This window comes from Adlercreutzia sp. ZJ304 (assembly GCF_011039075.1).
Taxonomy (GTDB): Bacteria; Actinomycetota; Coriobacteriia; order Coriobacteriales; family Eggerthellaceae; genus Adlercreutzia_A.
Genome location: NZ_JAAKEG010000004.1, coordinates 153,162 through 175,023, shown reverse-complemented (window position 1 = coordinate 175,023; position 21,862 = coordinate 153,162). Strand labels below are relative to the sequence as shown.

21 protein-coding genes are annotated in these 21,862 nt (G+C 43.7%); 20 read left to right on the top strand and 1 reads right to left on the bottom strand.

Annotated elements, in window-relative coordinates; genetic code table 11:
* Positions 1-180 precede the first annotated feature (180 nt).
* The 3 genes from G7Y46_RS03040 to holA all read left to right on the top strand — a co-directional run bounded on the left by G7Y46_RS03040 (position 181) and on the right by holA (position 4,226).
* On the top strand, positions 181-864 hold the full coding sequence (locus G7Y46_RS03040) for a helix-hairpin-helix domain-containing protein (protein WP_165252365.1): 684 nt from the start codon (positions 181-183) through the stop codon (positions 862-864).
* Between the two features lie 125 nt (positions 865-989).
* A complete protein-coding gene (locus G7Y46_RS03035; RefSeq protein ID WP_165252363.1) occupies positions 990-3,200 on the top strand; it encodes a DNA internalization-related competence protein ComEC/Rec2 in 2,211 nt (736 codons plus the stop codon).
* A 54-nt stretch (positions 3,201-3,254) separates the two neighbouring features.
* A complete protein-coding gene (gene holA / locus G7Y46_RS03030) occupies positions 3,255-4,226 on the top strand; it encodes a DNA polymerase III subunit delta (RefSeq protein WP_165252361.1) in 972 nt (323 codons plus the stop codon).
* Between the two features lies 1 nt (position 4,227).
* On the opposite strand, the gene rpsT is transcribed toward holA, so the two are convergent.
* Positions 4,228-4,767 carry a 30S ribosomal protein S20 gene (rpsT, locus tag G7Y46_RS03025; RefSeq protein ID WP_165060247.1) on the bottom strand — a complete coding sequence of 180 codons (540 nt, stop codon included), beginning with the start codon at positions 4,765-4,767 and terminating at the stop codon, positions 4,228-4,230.
* A 322-nt stretch (positions 4,768-5,089) separates the two neighbouring features.
* On the opposite strand from rpsT, the gene lepA reads away from it, so the two are divergent.
* From lepA to dapB, 17 genes are all read left to right on the top strand, one after another.
* Positions 5,090-6,895: a translation elongation factor 4 gene (gene lepA / locus G7Y46_RS03020; RefSeq protein WP_165252359.1), complete on the top strand. Its 1,806-nt coding sequence runs from the start codon at positions 5,090-5,092 to the stop codon at positions 6,893-6,895.
* A gap of 46 nt (positions 6,896-6,941) precedes the next feature.
* Complete coding sequence (locus G7Y46_RS03015) at positions 6,942-7,133, top strand: hypothetical protein (RefSeq protein ID WP_165060242.1); 192 nt, start codon at positions 6,942-6,944, stop codon at positions 7,131-7,133.
* 4 nt (positions 7,134-7,137) lie between these two features.
* Positions 7,138-8,118 (top strand): tRNA dihydrouridine synthase DusB, encoded by a 981-nt coding sequence (dusB, locus tag G7Y46_RS03010; RefSeq protein ID WP_165252357.1) that lies wholly within the window; start codon positions 7,138-7,140, stop codon positions 8,116-8,118.
* Between the two features lie 2 nt (positions 8,119-8,120).
* Complete coding sequence (gene hemW / locus G7Y46_RS03005) at positions 8,121-9,236, top strand: radical SAM family heme chaperone HemW (protein WP_165252355.1); 1,116 nt, start codon at positions 8,121-8,123, stop codon at positions 9,234-9,236.
* Positions 9,237-9,310: 74 nt separating this feature from the next.
* Positions 9,311-10,048, top strand: a complete 738-nt coding sequence (locus G7Y46_RS03000; protein ID WP_165060234.1) for a DeoR family transcriptional regulator — start codon at positions 9,311-9,313, stop codon at positions 10,046-10,048.
* A gap of 8 nt (positions 10,049-10,056) precedes the next feature.
* Positions 10,057-11,196: a molecular chaperone DnaJ gene (gene dnaJ / locus G7Y46_RS02995; protein ID WP_165252353.1), complete on the top strand. Its 1,140-nt coding sequence runs from the start codon at positions 10,057-10,059 to the stop codon at positions 11,194-11,196.
* 1 nt (position 11,197) lies between these two features.
* The gene (locus G7Y46_RS02990) at positions 11,198-11,986 is read left to right on the top strand and encodes an RsmE family RNA methyltransferase (RefSeq protein WP_165252351.1); all 789 of its coding nucleotides are present in this window, start codon (positions 11,198-11,200) and stop codon (positions 11,984-11,986) included.
* Positions 11,983-13,206: a MiaB/RimO family radical SAM methylthiotransferase gene (locus G7Y46_RS02985; protein ID WP_165252349.1), complete on the top strand. Its 1,224-nt coding sequence runs from the start codon at positions 11,983-11,985 to the stop codon at positions 13,204-13,206. Before G7Y46_RS02990 ends, G7Y46_RS02985 begins: the two co-directional genes overlap by 4 nt.
* 45 nt (positions 13,207-13,251) lie before the next feature.
* Positions 13,252-14,205 carry a PhoH family protein gene (locus tag G7Y46_RS02980; protein ID WP_165252347.1) on the top strand — a complete coding sequence of 318 codons (954 nt, stop codon included), beginning with the start codon at positions 13,252-13,254 and terminating at the stop codon, positions 14,203-14,205.
* Between the two features lie 2 nt (positions 14,206-14,207).
* Positions 14,208-14,678, top strand: coding sequence for an rRNA maturation RNase YbeY (gene ybeY / locus G7Y46_RS02975; protein ID WP_165252345.1), 471 nt, complete (start codon positions 14,208-14,210; stop codon positions 14,676-14,678).
* A complete protein-coding gene (locus G7Y46_RS02970) occupies positions 14,675-15,121 on the top strand; it encodes a diacylglycerol kinase family protein (RefSeq protein WP_165252336.1) in 447 nt (148 codons plus the stop codon). The genes ybeY and G7Y46_RS02970 overlap by 4 nt, the downstream gene beginning before the upstream one ends.
* 54 nt (positions 15,122-15,175) lie before the next feature.
* The gene (era, locus tag G7Y46_RS02965; RefSeq protein ID WP_165252455.1) at positions 15,176-16,084 is read left to right on the top strand and encodes a GTPase Era; all 909 of its coding nucleotides are present in this window, start codon (positions 15,176-15,178) and stop codon (positions 16,082-16,084) included.
* A gap of 82 nt (positions 16,085-16,166) precedes the next feature.
* The gene (locus G7Y46_RS02960; RefSeq protein WP_165252333.1) at positions 16,167-17,549 is read left to right on the top strand and encodes a PASTA domain-containing protein; all 1,383 of its coding nucleotides are present in this window, start codon (positions 16,167-16,169) and stop codon (positions 17,547-17,549) included.
* Between the two features lies 1 nt (position 17,550).
* Complete coding sequence (recO, locus tag G7Y46_RS02955) at positions 17,551-18,333, top strand: DNA repair protein RecO (protein WP_165252331.1); 783 nt, start codon at positions 17,551-17,553, stop codon at positions 18,331-18,333.
* Positions 18,334-18,471: 138 nt separating this feature from the next.
* Positions 18,472-18,759, top strand: a complete 288-nt coding sequence (gene rpsO, locus G7Y46_RS02950; protein WP_165060216.1) for a 30S ribosomal protein S15 — start codon at positions 18,472-18,474, stop codon at positions 18,757-18,759.
* A gap of 118 nt (positions 18,760-18,877) precedes the next feature.
* Complete coding sequence (locus G7Y46_RS02945; protein WP_165252329.1) at positions 18,878-21,064, top strand: polyribonucleotide nucleotidyltransferase; 2,187 nt, start codon at positions 18,878-18,880, stop codon at positions 21,062-21,064.
* Positions 21,057-21,833, top strand: a complete 777-nt coding sequence (gene dapB / locus G7Y46_RS02940) for a 4-hydroxy-tetrahydrodipicolinate reductase (RefSeq protein WP_165252327.1) — start codon at positions 21,057-21,059, stop codon at positions 21,831-21,833. The genes G7Y46_RS02945 and dapB overlap by 8 nt, the downstream gene beginning before the upstream one ends.
* Positions 21,834-21,862: the final 29 nt, after the last annotated feature.

The following is a 21,862-nucleotide window of genomic DNA, read 5'->3' as shown; positions in this document are numbered from 1 at the left end:
GGTTTCTGCAAGATTTATATTGAAATAAATTCGCATTTTATTTAGTAAAAGATAGTTTTGATATTGAATGCATACTGCCATGTGCGCATAAATTTATAGTAATTAATCTTGCATTTCTATAACGCCTACGTTAGATCTAATATCTACACTTCCGAGGAAACCTAAGTTTTGGAGGCGAAAATGGGTTTCCAAGATTATTCGGAAAGTGCAAAATCAAAACTACACCTAGGACAAATACGTCCGCAAATAGTAATAGGAATTGCTGCAATATGTGTCGTAGCATTAGGTGCTCTGCTTTTCGGTTTGAAGAGCGTTGCCGATACAAATAACTTTCAAATTGTTGAAGCTCAAGCAGCAGAGACTACAGAAGATGCGGGGGTACAAGTAGAAGATGCTAAAGAAGCAAGCATCTTTGTTCATGTAACAGGTTGTGTTCTTAACGCTGGTCTTTATGAATTAACTGATGGTGCACGAATAGCTGATGCTATAAGTGCTGCTGGTGGTTTTTCTGATAATGCCTGTACAGATGCGTTGAATCTTGCACAAGTTATCACTGATGGAGAACAAATCTCAGTACCCAGTAAAGAAGACATGGCGCAAATTTCCGCTGCTACAGCAGCCCCTGAAGACACTTTGTCTGCATCTAATCAGACACCGAGCGGTGCGCAGTCTTCAAGGGTAAACATCAATACAGCTGATGCTGCGCAACTACAGACAATAAGCGGAATTGGCGAGTCTAAAGCAAAGAAGATAATCGCCTATCGCGAATCAAACGGAAAATTCAAAAGTGTAGAAGACTTAACAAATGTATCGGGTATAGGCGAGAAAACGCTCGAATCAATACGCGACCAAATTTGTGTATGATGAAAAATACAAGCAACACACTTATATCCGATGAAAGACCCACTAAACCGGGTCTTTCGATTTTACTCCCATTTGCTTTATTGCTTTGGCTAGCATGTGCGCTTACATACAACGCATCGTTTCTATTGAGTATTGATAGCTGTATCCGCTATTCACTTATAGCTACAGTCGCATTTCTTGTTGCGTCTTTGCTTTGCATATCGAAAAAAATTCGTCCACTTGCACTGATGTGTATTTCGCTAGCACTAGGTTGCGCTTTTGGCTTTTTCGGTGCAGGCGCAATACATAGTAAAGCAGACGCAGCAATAAGGGATAGTGGTCAGTGGCACCTATCGCTTATTTCAGATGCCAAAGATGGTGCTTTTGGGTCTTCTGCATACGTACTATCGCGTGGTCCGCACAATCAGACAGCTAAAATATTCGTTCAATTCCGCGAAAATGTAGAACTGTTTCGTGGGGACGAATTAATACTAAGTGCCTCTCCTAAAACTATTAAAGAATCAAGTTCTGAGTTTTATTGGAGTCAAGGAGTAGGTTGTTCGATAACAGCGGATACATACGAACTTGTTGTGCGCGATGGTATTATTTCGGCTTTACAAAATATAAGAAAACAAGCTATTAGTCTGTTTGAGGAATTTGGTGGGGACCAAGCGGGATTGTTGCAGGCTTTAGCTTGCGGTTATAGACAAGGCATTGAAGACAGTGGAATTTATGAATATTACAAAAGGTGTGGCTTAGCACATCTTGTAGCTGTATCAGGTGCACATCTTGGCATTGTCACCATTCTTTTTCGTTGGCTGCTTAGCTTTCTTAAAATGCCACGTATTGCTGTAACTATTATTCTTATAGCGTTTGTTTTAGCTTACTTAGTGCTTGCTGGTGTACCAATATCTGCGCTACGCGCGGCTTTTATGGTTGTACTGTCGCTCTTATCTCCCTTTGCTAAACGCCGAGATTCCGCAATAAGCGCTCTAGCATTATGCATAATTGTATTTATTTGCACCGATCCTGCAGTTTCAATATCTGCTTCGTTTGTATTATCAGTTGGTTCAACTTTGGGAATTTTGCTATTTGCAGGGCTTGTGTCATCTTGGTTTTCCTCTTGTCCTAACTCTATTCGCAAAACGATAGGCGCTCCTATCGGAATGACACTAGCTTCAAATGTAGCAACTTTGCCGTATTCCATGGCTTTATTTTCGCAACTTCCACTAGTTGCGCCTTTGGCAAACATTGTAGCAACTCCGCTGTTTACTATATCCTGCGTTGGTGCCTTACTGGGCGCAGTAATTTCATGTATGTTTCCAGCGGCGGCTGTAGCTATAGTTCAGCTGGCAGCAATTTCTGTAATGCCATTAAGCGTGGCAGTAGAATTTTTAGCAGACATTCCTTTTGGATGTATTGCCATTAGCGTTTCGCCGTGGGTAATGCTTTTGCTGAGTGTTGCAATGTGTCTTACTCTTTGGTTTCTCTGGCCTAGCTTGCACCTAAATGTTGCTATGGCATTTTTTATTTGTTCGTATGCTGCTGTAGCAATCTTTATATTTCTGTCTCCATTAACAAAAGCCGACGAAATAGTAATGCTTGACGTTGCGCAGGGCGATTCATTCCTTGTGCGTAGCAAAGGTTCATCTATTCTTATAGATACAGGAAATCAAGACAGTTTGCTAAAAGAGGGTTTGGCAAATTTAGGAGTATATAAACTTGATGCGGTAGTTATAACCCATCCAGATGACGATCATTGTTCTTCTTTAGAATCGCTATCTACGTATATGCAAATTGATAGAGTATATTCATCTAAATTTTTGCTCAATTGCGAATGTGAAAATTGCTCCGAATTACGTAATTCAGCTGAACGCGCTAGTGATAGTGAACTGCAAGGACTTAGCGTTGGCGACACTCTTAAAGTTGGCATTTTTTCGCTTCGCGTTATATGGCCCAACGAGTACAAAGACGAAGGAGGAAACTCCGATAGTATTTGTCTGTTATGCGAAGCAGATTGCAATAGCGATGGTATATGCGACTACAAAACTTTGTTCACAGGAGACGCCGAAGCCGAACAGTTAGATGAATTACTTAATTCGGGCAGCGTAGGCGATATTGATGTTTTAAAAGTTGGACACCACGGTTCAAAAATTTCTTTGACTAAAGCTATATCAAATAAATTGCAGCCGGAAATAGCGTTAATAAGTTGTGGTGCCAATAATAGATATGGGCACCCATCCGATGAAGCATTGGAATGCCTAGATACATCGAAATGCATTATGCGCACGGATATAAATGGACAAACTTCCTTAACTTTCAAGGAGGAAGGCATAGAAATTAAATCTAGCTCTTAATAAGTTGCTGACATCTTATATACGGGATGCGCCTCGCTGGTTTAGAATGATGCTATGGCTAACAAACAAGAAAAAGAATTGCTCCCAGCATATCTAGTAGTGGGCGACGATGCGCTTAAGCGCGAAGCCGTTATGAAACGCATGCGTATGCGTCTTGAAAAACTAGGCGATTTGTCGTTTAACTCGGATACGTTCGACGGTGCTCAATGTAGCGGAATCGACATAGTAAGCGCTTGTAACACTGTTCCTTTCGCCAGCCAAAAGCGACTTGTACAGGTTAATGCAGCTGATAAGCTTAGAAAGGCTGGAGTGGATGCTGTATGCGATTATCTTAAAAACGCTAACACTACAACTGTGCTAATGCTTTTAGCGGAAAAACTTGCGAAAAATACTAAGTTATACAAAACTGTTTCGTCTCTTGGTGCAGACGCTGTTATAGATTGCGCTCAGCCTAAAAGTTACAAAATGCAGGCACACGTTCGCGCTATGGCACCTACACATGGCATTACTATGACAGATGATGCTGCCGCCAAACTGATAGAACTTGTTGGTACCGATACTGTACGACTAGATAACGAAATCAAAAAACTAGCCAGTGCTCATCGAGGATCGGATGCGGTCAACGTAAATGAAGTTATTGCCCTCGTAGCCGACACATCTGTGGTGAAGCCTTGGGAATTTGTTGACGCTTTTGCAGCGCGCAACATGGTTAAGTGTCTCAACTACCTCCCTAAAGTAGGGGATAGTAGCCCTATAGCACTTCTGTCTATGTGTACTTCCAAAATACGTGAACTTATGTGCGCACAGTCTTTGCTTGTATCTGGTGGCTCTACTGCACAAATTGCATCAGAATTAGGTGTACCAGAATGGAAAGTGAAAAACCACGCTCAATGGGCTAGGCGTTTTTCCGAATCCGATCTTCGCCGCGCTCTTATCTCGTCGATGCATACTGAACAAAAAATGAAGAGCGGCACCCCTGCAGATGCCGCTCTTAGAGATTGGGTAGTAAATACCTTGGCGAAGTAAACTATTCAGCAGCCTCTTCTGCTGGCGCTTCTTCACTTGCCTCAGCTTCAGCTGCAGCGGCTGCAGCGGCTTCTGCCTCAGCCGCTTCTTTAGCAGCTTTTTCCTTGCGCTTAAGAGCAGCAGCTTCTTCCTTCTTATGCTTTTCTGCACGCTTAGCTTTCTCTTTAGAAGCAGCTTCCATTTCCTTCTTGCGGGCTTCCTTGGCGGCCTTTTTCTTGTTGCCAGTCTTTTCTTGTTTCTTAGGCTCAGCCTTCTTGTATGCCTTACGATCGTCTTCAGTGACAATTGTGTTGGCTAGCTTCATTACGCCGCTTTTGCGATTGGCTGCCTGATTCTTCTTTATGGCACCTTTTGTAACAGCCTTGTCCATCAAACGGCAGCAAGCAAGCGCTTCAGCGTATGCCTCGGCACCATTGCCAGCCTCTACAGCATCTTTAACGCGACGGGTAGCTGTTTTCAGCTCGCTTTTAATAGCGCGATTGCGCATGCGACGCTTTTCGTTAGTAATAATGCGCTTTTTCTGAGACTTAATATTAGCCATTTTCCTCTTCCTTACATATTGATATTACGCCAGTGTGGTGGGTGTAAATTCGAAGATATGACAAAAGGATTAAAGCAGACAACGCAACGCAATAAACCGCATTCACGGATATGCGCATGACCCTCGGGATTTCTAGGTCACATCTACGTCGCCAGCCGGCAATCCTTTAGCAGCCACGTCTGCGGATTCGCTTCCGTATAAAACGAAGCGAGCACCTTACTGGACACAATGCGATAGAATAACCCATTGCAGCGCGTAAGTCACGACTTAATCGGGAATTTCCGCTGTAATTAATTATTAAACTACGTACACGGAAGATGAAATGTCGCAAGATCTTCAACATATAAGAAACTTTTCAATAATTGCCCATATAGATCATGGCAAATCGACCATATCCGATCGCATTCTTGAACAAACCGGTACTGTTGCTGCGCGCGATATGCAAGAGCAGTTACTTGACACGATGGATATAGAACGCGAGCGCGGAATAACAATAAAAAGCCAAGCTGTACGCGTTATGTATACCGCAGACGATGGCGAAGAATATCAACTTAATTTGATTGACACTCCGGGTCATGTTGATTTTACTTACGAGGTATCACGGAGTTTAGCAGCATGTGAAGGAGCAATTCTTGTGGTAGATGCCACACAAGGAGTAGAGGCTCAAACTGTTGCTAATGCCATGCTTGCCATGAATGCCAACTTAGAAATAATTCCGCTTATTAATAAGATAGATCTACCGGCAGCAGAGCCTGAACGTGTTCGTGCTGATATTGAAGATAGTTTGGCAATACCCGCAGATGATGCAGTACTTGCTTCTGGCAAAACCGGGCAAGGCATACACGACTTGCTGGAGTCTATTGTCTACAACATTCCTTCTCCTACAGGCAACCCTAATGCTTCATTGCGCGCACTTATATTCGATAGCTTTTTTGATGCATACCGAGGTGTTGTTGCTCTTATTCGCGTTATAGACGGGCACGTTTCAAAAGGCGATCAAATATATATGATGGCTACTGGTAAAGAAGCTCTTGTAGAGGAAGTGGGTGCAAGACGACCCGCAGAACAGCCCACTGATTCACTTAGTGCGGGTGAAGTTGGCTATCTAGTTACAGGCTTGAAGGATGTTAGTCAAGTAAAAGTTGGCGACACGATAACATCGGTTGAAAGTGGGGTAGACGAACCTTTACCGGGATATCGCGAAGCGAAACCTATGGTTTTCACAGGGCTTTATCCTATAGAAGGCGATCAATACGAGCCGCTTAAAGAAGCGCTTGAAAAGTTAAGCTTGAACGATCCGGCGCTTGTCTGGGAACCCGAAACATCACATGCGCTTGGATTTGGCTTCCGTGTTGGCTTTTTAGGTTTGCTTCATATGGAGGTCATAAAAGAGCGTCTAGAACGTGAATTTAACTTAGACCTTTTGGCTACTGCGCCAAGCGTGGAATATCACGTTTTCCTAAAAGGTGGCGATATGATATCGCTTAATTCGCCACAAGAAATGCCAGACCCCGGCGCTATAGAGCGCATAGAGGAACCCTATCTAAAGGCTAAAGTGCTAATTCCGCCAGATTATGTAGGCGCAGTAATGGATTTAACCGTTGCGCGGCGCGGCACTTTTGTCACTATGAACTATTTGTCTCAAACAACTGTTGAAATGCTTTGGGAAATACCATTGTCGGAATTAATAATGGATTTCTTTGACAAGTTAAAATCTAGCACAAAAGGTTACGCCAGCTTAGATTACGAGTTTATGGGCTACAAACCGTCAAATTTAGTGAAGCTAGATATTCTATTGGCAGGTAAACCAGTTGATGCCCTGTCGTTTATTGTCCATCGCGATAAGGCTTACGATCGCGGACGTGTGTTGTGCGAAAAACTAAAAGAGATTATTCCGCGTCAAATGTTTGAAGTGCCAATTCAAGCCGCTATTGGTGGCAGAGTATTGGCGCGTCAAACCGTTAAGGCGAAGCGCAAAGATGTACTTGCAAAATGTTACGGCGGCGATATTACCCGCAAGCGCAAGTTGCTCGAAAAGCAAAAAGCCGGTAAAAAGCGCATGAAAGCCATCGGTAGTGTAGAGGTTCCGCAAGAAGCGTTTATGGCTATATTGAAAGTTGACGAATAGAAAACATCGCCTTTTATTAGAACATGAAGTTATATATTATTGAAACATGAAAAAGAGACAAGAATACGATTGGCTAAATGATCCTTTTGATGAAGAGGCTCAAAAAGCTGAGCTCCAGAAAGCACACTCATCTCAAAGTCGCAGTTGCATTTTGGTTATATTGGTATTGCTTGTTTTGATAATTGTTTTAGCTCTATTTGGATGCAGCGTATTTGCTGAACTTAATTCATTTGAGTAGTTCTGTGGAAGGTGTATTCGGCAAACGTGTTCTTTTAGCGCCAATGGCTGGTGTTTCTGATATTGCGTTTCGCAGTTTATGCTTGCATGCCGGAGCCGATCTTGCGTTTACTGAAATGGTTTCAGCAAAAGGACTTTCATATGCTAATGAAAAGACTCGTCATTTGCTAGATAGGGCGGAAGGCGAGATGCAAGTTGGCGTGCAAATATTTGGGCACGAACCCAGCATAATGTCTGCGCAAGCAGCTTGGATAGAAGATGTAATGGGTGATGCACTGGCTTGCATAGATATTAATATGGGCTGCCCTGCTCGCAAAATCGTGTCAAAAGGTGACGGCTCTGCGCTTATGAAGACACCAAAACTTGCTGCTGAAATAGTAAAGTCAGTTGCAAGTGTGGTGAAACATCCGGTCACTGTGAAATTTCGCCGCGGATACAGCGAAGAGACAGGCGAGACAGCACCCGCTTTCGCCAAGCATATGGAAGAGGCTGGCGCAGCTGCAGTATGTGTTCATGGCAGGTTTTCAACCCAGATGTATCGCGGTGTTTCTGATATGTCAACCATTGCTAGAGTTAAGTCTTCTGTATCTATTCCGGTTATAGGTAACGGCGATATCAAATGCGCCTCAGATGCTATACGCATGATCGATAAGACAGGCTGCGACGCGATTATGGTGGCGCGTGGCGCGCAGGGTAATCCGTGGATATTCACTCAGATTAAAGCAGCTTTAGATGGTGCTGCGCAACCGAGTATTCCTACGATGGAGCAGCGTATATCAATGGCGCGCCAACATGCACAGCTTTTAAGTCAGCGCGAAGGGCGCAATATTGTACGCATGCGCAAACATGCCATGTGGTATATAACCGGAATGCCTTTCGCTAGCGCCGCAAGAGGGCGTATTAATCAATGTGAATCGTTAGAAGATTTCGAAGAGTTGTTTGATTCTTTATTGCATAGGACACATATCGTTGCGGAAGAGGAATAAGCATGCCACACGATCCTTACAAAGCTCTCTATATCCATATTCCCTTTTGTAAAAGTAGGTGCATCTATTGCGATTTCGCAACAAAAGCCCAAGATAGTTCTTCCCCTGAAATAACAGAGTACTTTGAAGATCTTATATCAAAGATTCGCGAATTTTCCAAAGCAGGTGAACTGTCTTCAATTGAAACTGTTTACATAGGAGGTGGCACACCCACGCATGCAGGAAATGCAAACTTAACAAGTTTGTTGTATGCGCTTGGAATTAGCATGCATCTAACGCCTAGCGTAGAGTGCACCGTAGAGGCAAATCCAGAATCATTGGATGAACGAATGGTGGATGATCTGTGGGCGCTTGGCGTAAATAGGCTTTCGTTGGGTGTACAGAGTTTCGATGATAATTTATTGTCGTTAATTGGACGCGCGCATAATTCTGAGGAAGCAGTACGCGCAATACGTACAGCGCAGCGCAAATTCGAGAACATAAGCGTAGACTTGATGTGCGGACTTCCCGGGCAAACCCTTGATAGTTTTATATCAGATGTGCGCCAAGCGATAGAACTTGGAGTAAAGCACATAAGCATCTATCCACTTAGCGTAGAAGAGCATACTCCACTAAATAATATGATTTGTGCCAACATGTTTCCCGAGCCTGATGAAGACTTACAAGCCGATATGATGGAAGAAGCCAGTCGCATTTTACGTCAAAGTGGATTTTTGCATTACGAAGTTGCCAATTACGCAATACCCGGATACGAAAGCAGACATAATTGTTCATATTGGCAAGGAATTCCTTATTTAGGTATTGGATTTTCCGCCACCACTATGACCCAAAATGCTAGTCGGCGTATGCGAGTACAAGATAATCATGTAGTAGACGATCTGAATGCCTCTCAAATGGTGGCAGAAGATCTTATGCTTGCAATGAGAATGGCTAAAGGTGTATCAGATGATAAATTGAATGAAGCTGCATTGATTCTTCCGCAAGCTATGCAAGCTTTTCAAGACTTAGCTGCAGATGGATTTTTGGAGCATGCCGACAATAGATGGCAACCAACAAAGCGCGGTTGGCTGTGCGGCAATCATCTTTATGGAGCACTTTTAGATTTATCTAATCAATAATTAGCACTCTAGACCTTCGGCTGCTAAAATAAGACACACTGTATACAATAGTTTGAATTTTGGAAGCGAGGAAGATGCTCTCCGATAGGCGACAGCAGGTTTTACGGGCGCTCATAGAAGAATATATAGCTCATGCTATGCCCGTAGGGTCGCGAACCATAGTTGAACATTATGGTTTAGGTGTCAGTTCTGCTACGGTCAGAAACGATCTATCTGCCCTAGAAGACGAAGGCTACATCCAGCAGCCACACACATCTGCAGGACGCATTCCCACTGATGCGGGATATCGCGCTTACGTTGAAGAGCTAATAGCATCGGGTGCGCTTAAAGACGATCATCCACATCGCTCACTTGTAGAGCAATTGCGCAAAAGTGCCGACGTTTTGGATGAACTTATGGAGCGTACTTCTGCCGAACTTGCTCGTTTAACTGATTGTCTATCTTTGGTTTTACCGCCCGATGAAGGAGAAACTCATCTTCGCCAGATTTCACGAATGGGTCTTTCCGCATTGATGCGAAAACCGGAGTTTCAAGATTCGTCTACCTTATTACCCCTGATGGAAATATTAGAAGATGAATCGGTATTGCTTAGCGTATTCAATGACGAAGGGCAGCGCAGCGGCAATATAATGGTGCGCATCGGAAGCGAAAACGCATCTGCTGGGCTCTCTGGCGTTTCGGTTATTACCGGAGTATATGGTAGAGGATCTGCTCAGGGAATTGTAGCCGTTATAGGACCTACACGTATGGATTACACAGGCGTTATTCGTGCAGTAAGAGCAGCACGAGACGCAATGGGAGAGAATGGATAAAACACAATATGCCAACTGCTACGAAAGATCTATATGAAATCTTAGGCGTTTCTCGTGATGCAAATGAAACCGAAATAAAGAAGGCTTACAGGCGACGCGCTCGCGAATTGCATCCCGATGTTAATAAATCTCCAAATGCAGAAGATGAATTCAAAGAATTAAACGAGGCATACGATGTGCTCTCTGATGCATCTAAAAGAGCGCAATATGATCGTTTTGGTACCATTCCCGGGGCTGCCGGGGGAGGTAGTGGATACGTTGATTTTGAAGATATTTTCGGTGGCGGATTCGGTGGAATGGGCGACATATTCTCGTCTTTCTTTAGCGGCTTTGGCGCAAACGCTGCGCGTCAGGTGCGCAAAGATGGTCGAGATATGGGTATCGGATTAAAGATTACTCTGGAAGAAGCAGCCAAAGGTGTAAAAAAAGAGATCGTATACGATAGATTAGCACCATGCGCCGATTGCAATAGCACAGGTCTTGGTCCAGATGGCAAAAGCGTACAATGCCCTGAATGCAAAGGCACCGGACGCGTAGTTACAGTACAACGAACATTTTTGGGAGATATGCAATCGTCTCAGACTTGTTCGAAGTGTAATGGCACAGGCGAGAGCATAGAAGGCGCATGTGAAGAATGTGGCGGACAAGGTCGTATTCCAGATAGACAACGCGTTTCTGTAGAAATACCTGCAGGAATCCACGATGGTCAGCAACTCCGTGTTCCTAATTACGGCGAAGCGGGATTGCAGGGTGCGCCCTCTGGCGATTTGATTGTAACTATTCGCATGCAGCCGCATGAATACTACGAGCGTGATGGCGATAATTTGCATGCCCAAATTGATATTTCTATGGTGCAAGCAGCGCTAGGATCGACAGTTTTAATAGATGGCATTCTTGAAGACGAAGAAGTATCTATCAAAGTTCCGCACGGTACTCAAAATGGAGATGTTTTGCGCATTAAAGGTTTCGGTATGCCAAAGATTAAAAGTGATTCTCGCGGCGATCTTTATGCGCACGTATCTATCAACATACCTAAGAAGCTGTCTAAAAAAGAGCGCGAATTATTAGAAAAACTGGCTGAAGAAATGGGCGAAGAATACAATGAAGTAAAGTCGCCGCTACAAAAACTACGTGAGGCTTTCATTTAGTATGTCACTTCATCATTTTTTCTTAGACGATCAGGCGTTGGTAGATGAAACAGCCCCTGAGTTCGTATTGCGCCTTGCAGTTGACGACTTAAAACATGCGCGCGCATTACGCATAAAATGTCACGAGCATATAGCTGTTATAGATGCTACGCAAGATTATTTCGAATGCGAAGTTGTAAATTTCAATGGGTCTGAAATGATTGTGCGTATATGTCAACATGTACAGACCAATCTTCCAGCATGGAATATTTCTCTTGTGCAGGGCATCGCAAAAGCTGACAAAATGGATGATATAGTTCGCCATACAACTGAACTTGGAGTAGCGCGTATTATTCCAATGCAGTGTTCGCGCACGGTCGTAAAACTTGCAGGCGACAAAGCGAAGAAGAAAACCCAACGATGGCTTACAATTGCTAAAAGTGCTGCTATGCAATCGGGTCGGTCTAGCATTCCTCATATATCTGACCCTATGGCTTTAAGTGCTGTTATAGATACGCTATCTGAAATGGATATTGTGCTTGTATGCTGGGAGGAAGCCGCGCAAGCAATAGGCATTGGGCAGGCTTTAAGCAATAAACCAAACGCTGCTAATATAGCTTTAGTTATTGGTCCAGAAGGCGGACTTGAAAAAAGCGAAGTAGATGCAATTCTTGCATGTAATAGCGAAGCGCATCTCGTAAGTTTAGGCTCAACAATACTGCGTACCGAAACTGCTGGAATTGTTGCCAGCGCTATTGCAATATACGAACTTGGCGGTTTGGGCAATTCAAGTATTCGGAGTAGGCGATGAGGTTTTCCGTTATAAACCTTGGTTGCAAAGTAAACAGAGTTGAATCTGATTCTTATGAGAATTTCCTTACTTCATCCGGCGCACAAAAAGTTTCGCCTGAATATGCCGATTTAATAATAATTAACACATGTACAGTAACAGCCGAGGCAGAGAAGAAGACACGTAAGGTGGTTCGCAGCGCTTTGCGCGGCAATCCCTCTGCTGAATTACTGGTCACTGGATGCGCATCGGCTATTTCGGCAAATGAATTTTTAGAAATGGATACTAGAGTTGAGGTTGTTCCAAAGGAAAAAGTCTTACATCATTTGCACGGCTTAATAGATAGCGCAACCTCACATATATGTTTAGCAGGTTCTACGCATGCTCGCGTTGGAGTAAAAGTTCAAGACGGTTGCAATAATGCTTGTACTTACTGCATAGTCCATGTTGCTCGTGGTGTAGCTAAAAGCCGTCCTAGCGAACAAATTATTTCAGACTGTGTATCGCTTGCGCAGTCGGGCGTCAAAGAAATTGTACTTTCCGGTATTAATCTGGGAACATACGATTTAGATGGTCTTAACTTATCCGAGTTGCTTCGTATACTGCTAGAGGAAACTTCAAACATAACAGATAGCGCGGGCAGAAGTCCTCGTTTTCGCGTGTCTAGTATAGAGCCTCGCGATGTGGATGAATCTCTCATAGAGCTACTGGCAACATCTAAAGGTCGCGTCTGTAGGCATTTGCATCTTCCGCTACAATCGGGCAGCAACAAAGTTTTACACGAAATGGCACGTCCCTATGATGCAAAATTTTTCAGTGAACTTATATGTCAAATAAGAAGTGCTGTTCCCACTATTAGCATTTCAACCGATGTAATTGCAGGTTTTCCCGGAGAAACTGACGAAGATTTTCAGCAAACCATTGCCCTTTCAAAGGCATCGAAGTTTTCAAAAATGCATGTGTTTCCATATTCCATGAGAGCTGGCACACCTGCCGCGCTTAGAAAGGATCAAATTGAATCGGCTGTTAAAGCTGCTAGAGCAACTGAATTAAGAGAGCTTTCTGCAAAATTGCGAGAAGAGGACTATCTTAGTAGGTGCAATACGTCTGAGCGTGCAGTTGTTGAAATTTGTGGGCGCGCATGTACTGAAAGCTATTACGAAGTGGAGGTTTCAAAAACTTATTCACCCGGCAATTTTGTTGAAGTTTTATTAAAACCAGAATTGCGCACAGTTGATTAAGAGCATACAAGTGTATCGCTTTTTGTAGATGATACAATTACAAACATGGCAGAAATTATCCATACAGAATTACAAATACCAGCAGATGTCGATGTGGCATCTATTTCTGGGCATGCAGATGCTTTGCTGCGGCTAATACAAGACTCTATAGATGCGCGCATTACTTTACGTGGCAATGTTATATCAATTGAAGGTGTGTCATCTGAGGTAGATTCCGCTACTGCAATTTTTGATGACATGATAAAGAATGCGCAGAGCTCCATATTGTTAGACGAACAGCATGTTCGCCATCTAATTGAATTGGTGCGCTCTGATGCGTTAAGTCCGTCTGCGCTGCGCAAAGATGTTCTGCTTGCGCACAGAGGACATGCTATACGACCTAAAACTGCTGGTCAAAAGCGCTATGTAGACGCAATAAGAAATAATACGATAACTTTTGGCATTGGTCCGGCTGGCACAGGTAAGACTTATCTTGCAATGGCTATGGCAATAAGCGCACTAAAGCACAAGGAAGTTGGTCGCATAATCCTTTCGCGACCAATAGTTGAAGCGGGCGAAAATTTAGGTTTCTTACCGGGCACACTTACGGAAAAAGTAGACCCTTACATTCGTCCCTTATACGACGCTCTTTTCGATATGACAGATCCCGAACATACAAATTCTTTGCTAGAGCAAGGTGTTATCGAAATAGCACCACTTGCATTTATGCGCGGGCGCACTCTTAACGATAGTTTCATAATTTTGGATGAGGCGCAAAATACCACACCCGAACAAATGAAAATGTTTCTAACGCGACTTGGGTTTGGTTCTAAGATGGTAATAACAGGTGACGAAACCCAGACAGATTTGCCTACGGGCTCATCTGGGCTTCTTCAAGCTAAACGTGTATTAGCCGATGTTGACGATATAGAATTTTGCACTTTTTCAGGTAAAGATGTTGTACGTAATTCTTTAGTTGCAGCAATAGTGGCTGCATACGATAAAGCCTCAGAGGAGTAACGATGGATATACTGGTCGCTTTCGACTATCGCAAAGAAGACCTAGAAGACATGCCTATACAACAATTAGCGCAATATATTATCGCCGAAGAGCAAAAGCCCTTTACTACTGAGGTTTCAATAACATTTGTCGATAACGAAACTATGGCAAAGCTAAATTCGCAATACAGAGGCAAAAGCGGACCTACTGATGTTCTTTCATTTGAGTGCGATTCTGTAGAAGACGATCTATCGGCTACGCTATTGCCGCAAAACCCAGTTTACGAATTGGGAGATGTGGTAATTGCTGTTGATGTTGCCGAGGCGCAATCATCTGAATTTGGACAGACATTCCAGCAAGAGATCGAATTGCTTTTGGTGCACGGGTTACTGCATCTTTGCGGCTACGATCATATTGTTGATGATGAAGCCGAAATAATGGAAGCTCGCGAAGATGAACTTCTTAAACGATGGAGAAACGAGATTTGTAAATGACCGAAAAGCAGTATCGGTCGCTCTGCGACAAAGATGGAAAATTCGTTCGGCACGCAGGGGATAAATCTACATTTCCATTTATATGCGCTCTTAGATGCGCTCGTAAGGGCATAATGTATGCCTTCGCTACGCAAAAAAACTTAAAAGTGCATACATGTTTTGCTATCGCAGCTGTATTGTTGGGTTTCCTTCTTTCGGTTTCAGAAGCAGGATGGCTCGCTATCGTTTTATGTATAGCAATTGTTATGTCGCTAGAAGTGTTAAATACCGCTATCGAATCGGTAGTTGATATGGTGTCGCCCGAGTGGAATGCTCTTGCAATGCGCGCTAAAGATTGCGCAGCCGGAGCTGTATATATAGCGGCTATCGGATCGTTAATTGTTGCAGCTATCGTCTACATTCCCCGCATTATTTACATCGTAGGTGCTTTTATATCTGGATAGGTAATACACATGGATTTAGATGCTTATTTTGCCGAACACCCCGAAATGGGCGGCATGCAAGGAAATGTAGAACAAGACTTTAGGTCTGGTTTTGTTGCCTTTATCGGCAGACCAAATGCCGGTAAATCTACATTATTAAATGCAATTATGGGTAAAAAGATTGCTATTACATCCAATACCGCGCAGACAACAAGACATCGATTTCGTGCCGTACTTACAACCGACAGTTATCAGATGGTAATTGTTGACACTCCCGGAATACACAAACCGCACGATGCGCTGGGCGAGGAGTTGAACATATCTGCTGAAAACGCTCTTTTGGATGTAGATGTGGCATGTATGTTAATCGATTCCAGCAAGTCTATTGGTCGTGGAGATGAGTGGGTAGCAAATCTTTTGAATAAAGTGCACGCTACTAAAATTTGCGTCTTAACAAAAACCGATCTTATTTCACAAGAGAAACTGGAAACACAGTTAGCTTCAGCTGAAAAATTGACAGATTGGGATGGCATCGTTGCACTATCTGCCAAAACAAAATCAGGCGTTGACTCGTTTATTGAACTTGCTAGTAGCTATTTAGTGCAAGGACCTAAATGGTTTCCAGACGATATGGAAACTGACCTTTCTGAAGAAGTTATGGTCGCTGAATTTATACGTGAGAAAATATTGCGCGAATTCCATGATGAAGTGCCTCATTCAATAGGAGTGGCTGTAGAGCAGATGGAATATGTGCGCAAGAAAAATTTAATGCGTATTTTCGCCACAATTTATGTAGAACGCGAAAGCCAAAAAGGAATAATTATTGGACATAAAGGCGCAGCTATACGCGAAATTGGAATACAGGCTAGAGCCGACCTAGAACAGCTTTTATCGTGCCGCGTGTTTTTAGATTTATCTGTAAAATGCAAACGTAACTGGAGACGCGATGCTAACCAAATCAGGCGTTTTGGTTATGGTGAATAGTCTTGCTCGAAATAGGCTTCATCTAATATAGAATATTGCTAGGATATAGGCGCTAATATACATAAAACGGAGCAAAGCCCAAATGATCTGCCCTAATTGTCAAACTCCCAATAGGTCCGCTGCGAAATACTGCGACGAATGCGGATACGAACTGCCTTCAGTTAAACCAACAGCAACTGTACGTGAACCTTTTGCTGCAAATTATGAAGACGATAACTTTGAAAATGCTGACACGATTGATTTGAATAGCGAAAGCCTTACGATAGACGAAGGCTTCATTCCTACTGTAAGTTTTGATGATAACGAAAACGATATCTTCTCTTCAGATGCTATTACGCTTCTTACACTAGACGATTTTGAGGATGATTTTGAGGAATCAAACTCCAATGCACCAACAAAACCAATTGAGTCTAACGATGCACCTTCATCTCCAAACTTATTAAATGAGGTTGCTTCGCGCGATTATCGAATTGACGAAAACCCACCAGTTGCTGCAAAGCGCAAACACCACTTCAGCGGAAAAAAATTCGGAATCATTTTGGCTATATTAGCTTTACTTATTGCGGCAGCTGTCGCTGTAACGTATTTTGCGCAGTTCTGGGGAGGGCGCGTTGTGCCTGATGTTTCCGGTATGTCACAGGTGGATGCAACATATGCAATACAAGAGTCGGGTTTTGGCGTGCAAATAGAAGAAGTTATATCTGATGAGGTTGAGGGAATTGTCTTATCTAGCGACCCTGTAGCCGGTACGCGCGCTCCCGAAAAAACAACAGTTACGCTTAGGATTTCTATTGCCCGCTTTATTCCCGATGTTGTGGGAAAACCGCTAGAGGAAGCCGAATCGCTTATGCGCGAAGCCGGTTTTACAAATTATGAAATTACGTACAAGAAATCTAATGAAAAAACCGATACTGTTTTAAGCGTTAATCCTGATGCATCTACACGGGCTAAGGCGGATGCACGCATAACTATAGAAGTGGCAGAACCTTTCCGCGTGCCAGATGTAAGCGGCAAAACGAAAGACGAGGCGCAAGCTGCACTAGAAGCGGAGGGCTATAGTGTCAGCACTCAACAGTACAACACTGAAGATGCGCCCGAAGGGCAAGTTGTAAAAACCGACCCTGAAGCAGGATCGCCTCTCAATTCCGGATCGAAAGTAGTTGTATATATTGCCCATAATCGATCGAGCGAGCTAATCCAGCTAACTAAGGATTTCTTCAATAATACGCCTGCTATTACTATGAATGGTTCCCTTTATGAAATGAGTAAGGTCAACAACGTTACATTTGAAGGCGGTAATACTTGTAAGTTTTCTATAACGGTGCGTCCCATACAAACCGTTACATGGTTTGGCACGCAAACTGAAACGCGCTACGGTAATTATGAAGTAGTTGATGGCTCTATTGTATGGACCGATTCTAATCAAATATCTTCAATAGAACCGCCGATAAAGCAAGGATCATAATTTGGCACAACCTACTTACAATGTAGAGGCAATTATTCTTAAGAAAACCAAGCTAGGCGAATCGGACATCATTGTTACCATGTTGTCTAGAGATGGGTCGCAACTGCGCGCCGTAGCAAAAGGTGCTCGCAAGCCGGGTGGAGCTTTTGCTGGAAAACTGGAACTATATAACAGTGTTGATTTGCTATGTTCTCGTGGGCGCAGCTTAGATATTATCAAGGAAGCCAGACTAAACGTTTCACATATTAATTTTAGCAACGATATAGAAAAATCTGCCTGTGCGTCGTGTGTCGCTGAATTAGCTGAACATTTAACACAACCAGAATTAAAACATCCCCGTCTCTATGATTTGCTAATGGCTACTTTCGATATTATGAGCAAATGCGACAATGCGCAATTACTTTATATATGCGCAGCATCACTTTTGAAATTGTTTTCATTTGCCGGACTTATGCCACAGTTAGATAGCTGTGCAATATGCGATATCAGTCTTGAGAAAAATGGCGGCAAAGAAGTTTACTTTTCATTATCTGATGGTGGTGGGCTGTGCGCCACATGCGCAAATCTTCAAAACGCTTATCCTGTTAACGGCGAAGTTATTGCATTGGCAGCTTCACTTCTAAAGGCGCGATATAAAAACATCGCAGACACTCCTGCCGACAAGGCATTTGCGATTAGCGTGTTAGAGTTATGCCGCGATTGGAATAAATTTCATGTGGGAACTAGATTAAAATCGCTTGATTTTCTTTTGGATATAGAGAATACGGCGCTTAATCTTGAATAGTAGGCTGCTTTGAAGTATCATTTTAAGGCTGCACTTTGCAGCGAATTCATCGCTTGGCTTTCATGTTGTCCACAGCTTGTTCGCCCAGAGATGAAAGTATAAGAAAAGCCTAACAGGCATATATGAAAGGTGGATAGAATGTCCAACAAGTACAGTATCACTAAAGAAAAAACTGCCGAGCTTATTAAGGAATTTGGCAAGGGCAATGCCGATTCAGGCAGCGCAGAAGTACAAGTTGCTATTCTTACAGAACGCATCAGAAACCTTACCGAGCACTTGAAAGTACATAAGAAAGATAACCACACACGCCGCGGTCTTATGCAGCTAATTGGTAAGAGACGCGGTCTTTTGAAGTACATCAAAAATCGCGATATCGATGAATATCGTACCCTGATTAAGAAACTGGGCATTCGCGACAATATCTAAATGCTTTTCGGGACCCGCAGAAGCGGGTCCCGTCGCAATGGCATAAAGCCACAAAGCGGCATGGGGCCGCAGAAGGTGATGGCAATAAGGCCATCTACGCAGAGAAGGAAAGAAAAGAATGACAAAAATCGTAGAAGAATTCGAGCTCTACGGAAAGAACTATCGTCTGGAAACAGGCGAACTTGCTAAGCAGGCCACGGGCGCTGTTTTATGCACATGTGGAGAAACAAGCGTACTTGTTACTGCTGTTGTATCGAAACAGCAAAAAGATTACGACTTTTTCCCGTTAACAGTCGATTTTATGGAGAAAATGTATGCGGTTGGACGCATACCGGGCGGATATCTAAAGCGTGAAGCCAAGCCTTCCGATAAAGGAACTTTGACCGCACGAATGATAGACAGACCTATTCGTCCGGGTTTTCCCGATGGTTACAAAAATGAGGTACACATAGTTGCGACAACTTTTGTTGTCGATAATGACAATCCGCCTGACACGATATGTGTAGCTGGTGCTAGTGCGGCTTTAATGGTTGGAGGCGCACCGTTTGATGGTCCTGCAGCATGCGTGCGTATAGGGCGCAATAAACACACAGGCGAATTTATTGTGAATCCAACTTATTCCGAAATGGAAGTATCCGATTTAGAACTTACTGTTGCTGGCACCGCTGACTATATATCAATGGTTGAAGCAGGCGCTGAAGAAATATCGGAAGCAGACATGCTTGACGCTATGGCTTTCGCGCAAGAAGCCATAGCTAAATTCTGCGAGAAACAAGCTGCATTTGTAGCTAAAGTTAACCCGGTACCTATGGAATATACAATCCATGAGGCAGATCCCGCAATTGCTGAAAGAATACAGCCTTATTTTGGCGATATGGAATCTTGCTTGAAAGATGCCGACAAGCAATCTCGTATTGAAAAAGTTGAGCTTTTGAAAGCATCCATCACAGAAGAGTGCTTCACAGAAGAAGAACTGATTGAGTGGGGAAGCGATATCGCCGCAGAGCTAAAATCGCTTGAGAAAAAAGCTATGCGCAAGATGATTATTGAGACGGGCGAGCGTGCCGATGGTCGCCATCCTGATGAAATTCGTCCCTTACATATAGTGCCCGGCTATCTGCCTAGAGTACATGGTTCAGGTTTGTTCCAGCGTGGTCAAACACAGGTTATGAGTATATGCACTTTAGGTATGCTAAACGAATGGCAGCGCTTAGACACCATAGATCCTGTAGAGGGTAAGCGCTATATGCATCAGTACAATTTCCCGCCTTATTCCACAGGCGAAGTGGGCAGAATGGGAGCACCTAAGCGCCGCGAGATAGGTCATGGTGCTTTAGCTGAGCGCGCACTTTTACCAGTTATTCCCGATGAAGAAGAATTCCCCTACGCTATTCGCGTGGTTAGTGAAGTTTTGGAATCTAACGGCTCGTCTTCTATGGCATCTACTTGCGGTTCAACTTTGGCACTTATGGACGCAGGTGTACCCATTAAAGCACCTGTGTCAGGTGTAGCTATGGGTCTTATCAAAGAAGGCGACCAAACCGTTATTTTGACGGATATTCAAGGAATTGAAGACTTCCTAGGCGACATGGATTTCAAGGTTTGCGGTACCGAAAAAGGTATTACTGCACTTCAGATGGACAATAAGGCTAAAGGTCTTACCATTGATATTCTTTCGCGCGCACTTCAACAAGCCCACGATGGTCGCCATTTCATCCTCAACGCCATGACAGAGGCTATATCTAAGCCGCGAGAAGAAGTTCGCGACACTGTTCCGCGCATTGAAACCATAACTATCCCAGTGGATAAGATTCGCGATGTTATCGGTAGCGGTGGTAAGGTTGTTCGCAGTATCCAAGAAGAAACTGGTGCATCAATAGATATACAAGAAGATGGCACAATTCATATAGGTGCGATTGATAGAGCTGCCGGTGATACCGCGAAATCTATGATTATCGACATAGTTAAAGAACCCGAAGTTGGCGAAATTTACGATGGTGAAGTTGTAGGGATAAAGGATTTTGGGGCATTTGTAAGATTAACTGCCAGCAAAGATGGACTTTTGCATATATCGCGCGTTGCTAATGGTCGCATTGCTAAGGTTGAAGACGTTCTTCAAATGGGCGACAAAGTGAAGGTGCAAGTGCTTGAGGTAGATTCGAAAACTGGCAAAATTTCGCTTGACCGCCTAGATAAGCCGGATGCTCCAGCATCAGCTAACAACAACAAGCACAACAATAACGATAAACCGCGTCCCGGGCAGGGCAGTCGCACTCCGCGCCGCTCTCATAAGTCCAATGATTAAGGTAGCAGTAGCGGGATGCTTCGGCCGCATGGGAGGTGCGGTGGTTAACGCAGTAAATGCCGCAGACGATATGCAAATTGTTTGCGGCATCGACTTAAAAGCTGACCGCAATACAGATGCTTTTCCTGTATATCACGAAGTAGAAGAGGCGCTGTCGTCTATCGATGTTGATGTAATGGTTGATTTTACACAGCCAACAACTGTTGCCGACAATGTAGCTTGCGCACTTTCGCACGGAGTCGATTGCGTTGTAGGTACTACTGGTCTTTCTAATGCCAAGTTAGAAGAACTTGCCGCCAAAGCCATCGATGGTGCATGCTTGTTCTTTGCGCCCAACTTTACAACTGGGGCAGTTCTTATGATGCAGTTTGCAAAAGCGGCAGCGCCGTATTTTCCAGAGGCCGAAATTGTGGAATTTCACCACTGTAACAAAAAAGATGCACCATCTGGTACTGCCATGTTAACTGCTCGCCTTATATCAGAGGGCAGAGGCGGCATCTCTAGCACAGCCCCGGGAAGCGAAACCGAACTAGACGAGGCAAAAGGTGCCAGAGGCGCACTTGTAAATGGCGTTCCCGTACATTCTGTGCGATCAAACGGCTTTGTGGCTAGTCAAGAGGTCATTTTTGGCTCTCTTGGACAAGTATTATCAATAAAGCATGACTCTTGGGATCGCGAATCATATATGCCCGGCGTTTTGCTAGGAATACGTTCGGTGGGGGCATTAGAAGGACTTGTTGTCGGACTTGAGAACATTATGGAGCTATAGGCTAATCTATAATTTAGGGAATAGCACAA

Bases quoted from the DNA above. Each gene is read 5' to 3' on its own strand.
- ybeY (WP_165252345.1), top strand. From the start codon at position 14,208: ATGGATATACTGGTCGCTTTCGACTATCGCAAAGAAGACCTAGAAGAC.
- G7Y46_RS02970 (WP_165252336.1), top strand. From the start codon at position 14,675: ATGACCGAAAAGCAGTATCGGTCGCTCTGCGACAAAGATGGAAAATTC.
- lepA (WP_165252359.1), top strand. From the start codon at position 5,090: ATGTCGCAAGATCTTCAACATATAAGAAACTTTTCAATAATTGCCCAT.
- dnaJ (WP_165252353.1), top strand. From the start codon at position 10,057: ATGCCAACTGCTACGAAAGATCTATATGAAATCTTAGGCGTTTCTCGT.
- rpsT (WP_165060247.1), bottom strand. From the start codon at position 4,767: ATGGCTAATATTAAGTCTCAGAAAAAGCGCATTATTACTAACGAAAAG.
- G7Y46_RS02945 (WP_165252329.1), top strand. From the start codon at position 18,878: ATGACAAAAATCGTAGAAGAATTCGAGCTCTACGGAAAGAACTATCGT.
- G7Y46_RS03000 (WP_165060234.1), top strand. From the start codon at position 9,311: ATGCTCTCCGATAGGCGACAGCAGGTTTTACGGGCGCTCATAGAAGAA.
- rpsO (WP_165060216.1), top strand. From the start codon at position 18,472: ATGTCCAACAAGTACAGTATCACTAAAGAAAAAACTGCCGAGCTTATT.
- dapB (WP_165252327.1), top strand. From the start codon at position 21,057: ATGATTAAGGTAGCAGTAGCGGGATGCTTCGGCCGCATGGGAGGTGCG.
- G7Y46_RS02960 (WP_165252333.1), top strand. From the start codon at position 16,167: ATGATCTGCCCTAATTGTCAAACTCCCAATAGGTCCGCTGCGAAATAC.
- holA (WP_165252361.1), top strand. From the start codon at position 3,255: ATGGCTAACAAACAAGAAAAAGAATTGCTCCCAGCATATCTAGTAGTG.
- G7Y46_RS02985 (WP_165252349.1), top strand. From the start codon at position 11,983: ATGAGGTTTTCCGTTATAAACCTTGGTTGCAAAGTAAACAGAGTTGAA.
- hemW (WP_165252355.1), top strand. From the start codon at position 8,121: ATGCCACACGATCCTTACAAAGCTCTCTATATCCATATTCCCTTTTGT.
- G7Y46_RS02990 (WP_165252351.1), top strand. From the start codon at position 11,198: ATGTCACTTCATCATTTTTTCTTAGACGATCAGGCGTTGGTAGATGAA.
- G7Y46_RS03015 (WP_165060242.1), top strand. From the start codon at position 6,942: ATGAAAAAGAGACAAGAATACGATTGGCTAAATGATCCTTTTGATGAA.
- G7Y46_RS02980 (WP_165252347.1), top strand. From the start codon at position 13,252: ATGGCAGAAATTATCCATACAGAATTACAAATACCAGCAGATGTCGAT.
- G7Y46_RS03040 (WP_165252365.1), top strand. From the start codon at position 181: ATGGGTTTCCAAGATTATTCGGAAAGTGCAAAATCAAAACTACACCTA.
- era (WP_165252455.1), top strand. From the start codon at position 15,176: ATGCAAGGAAATGTAGAACAAGACTTTAGGTCTGGTTTTGTTGCCTTT.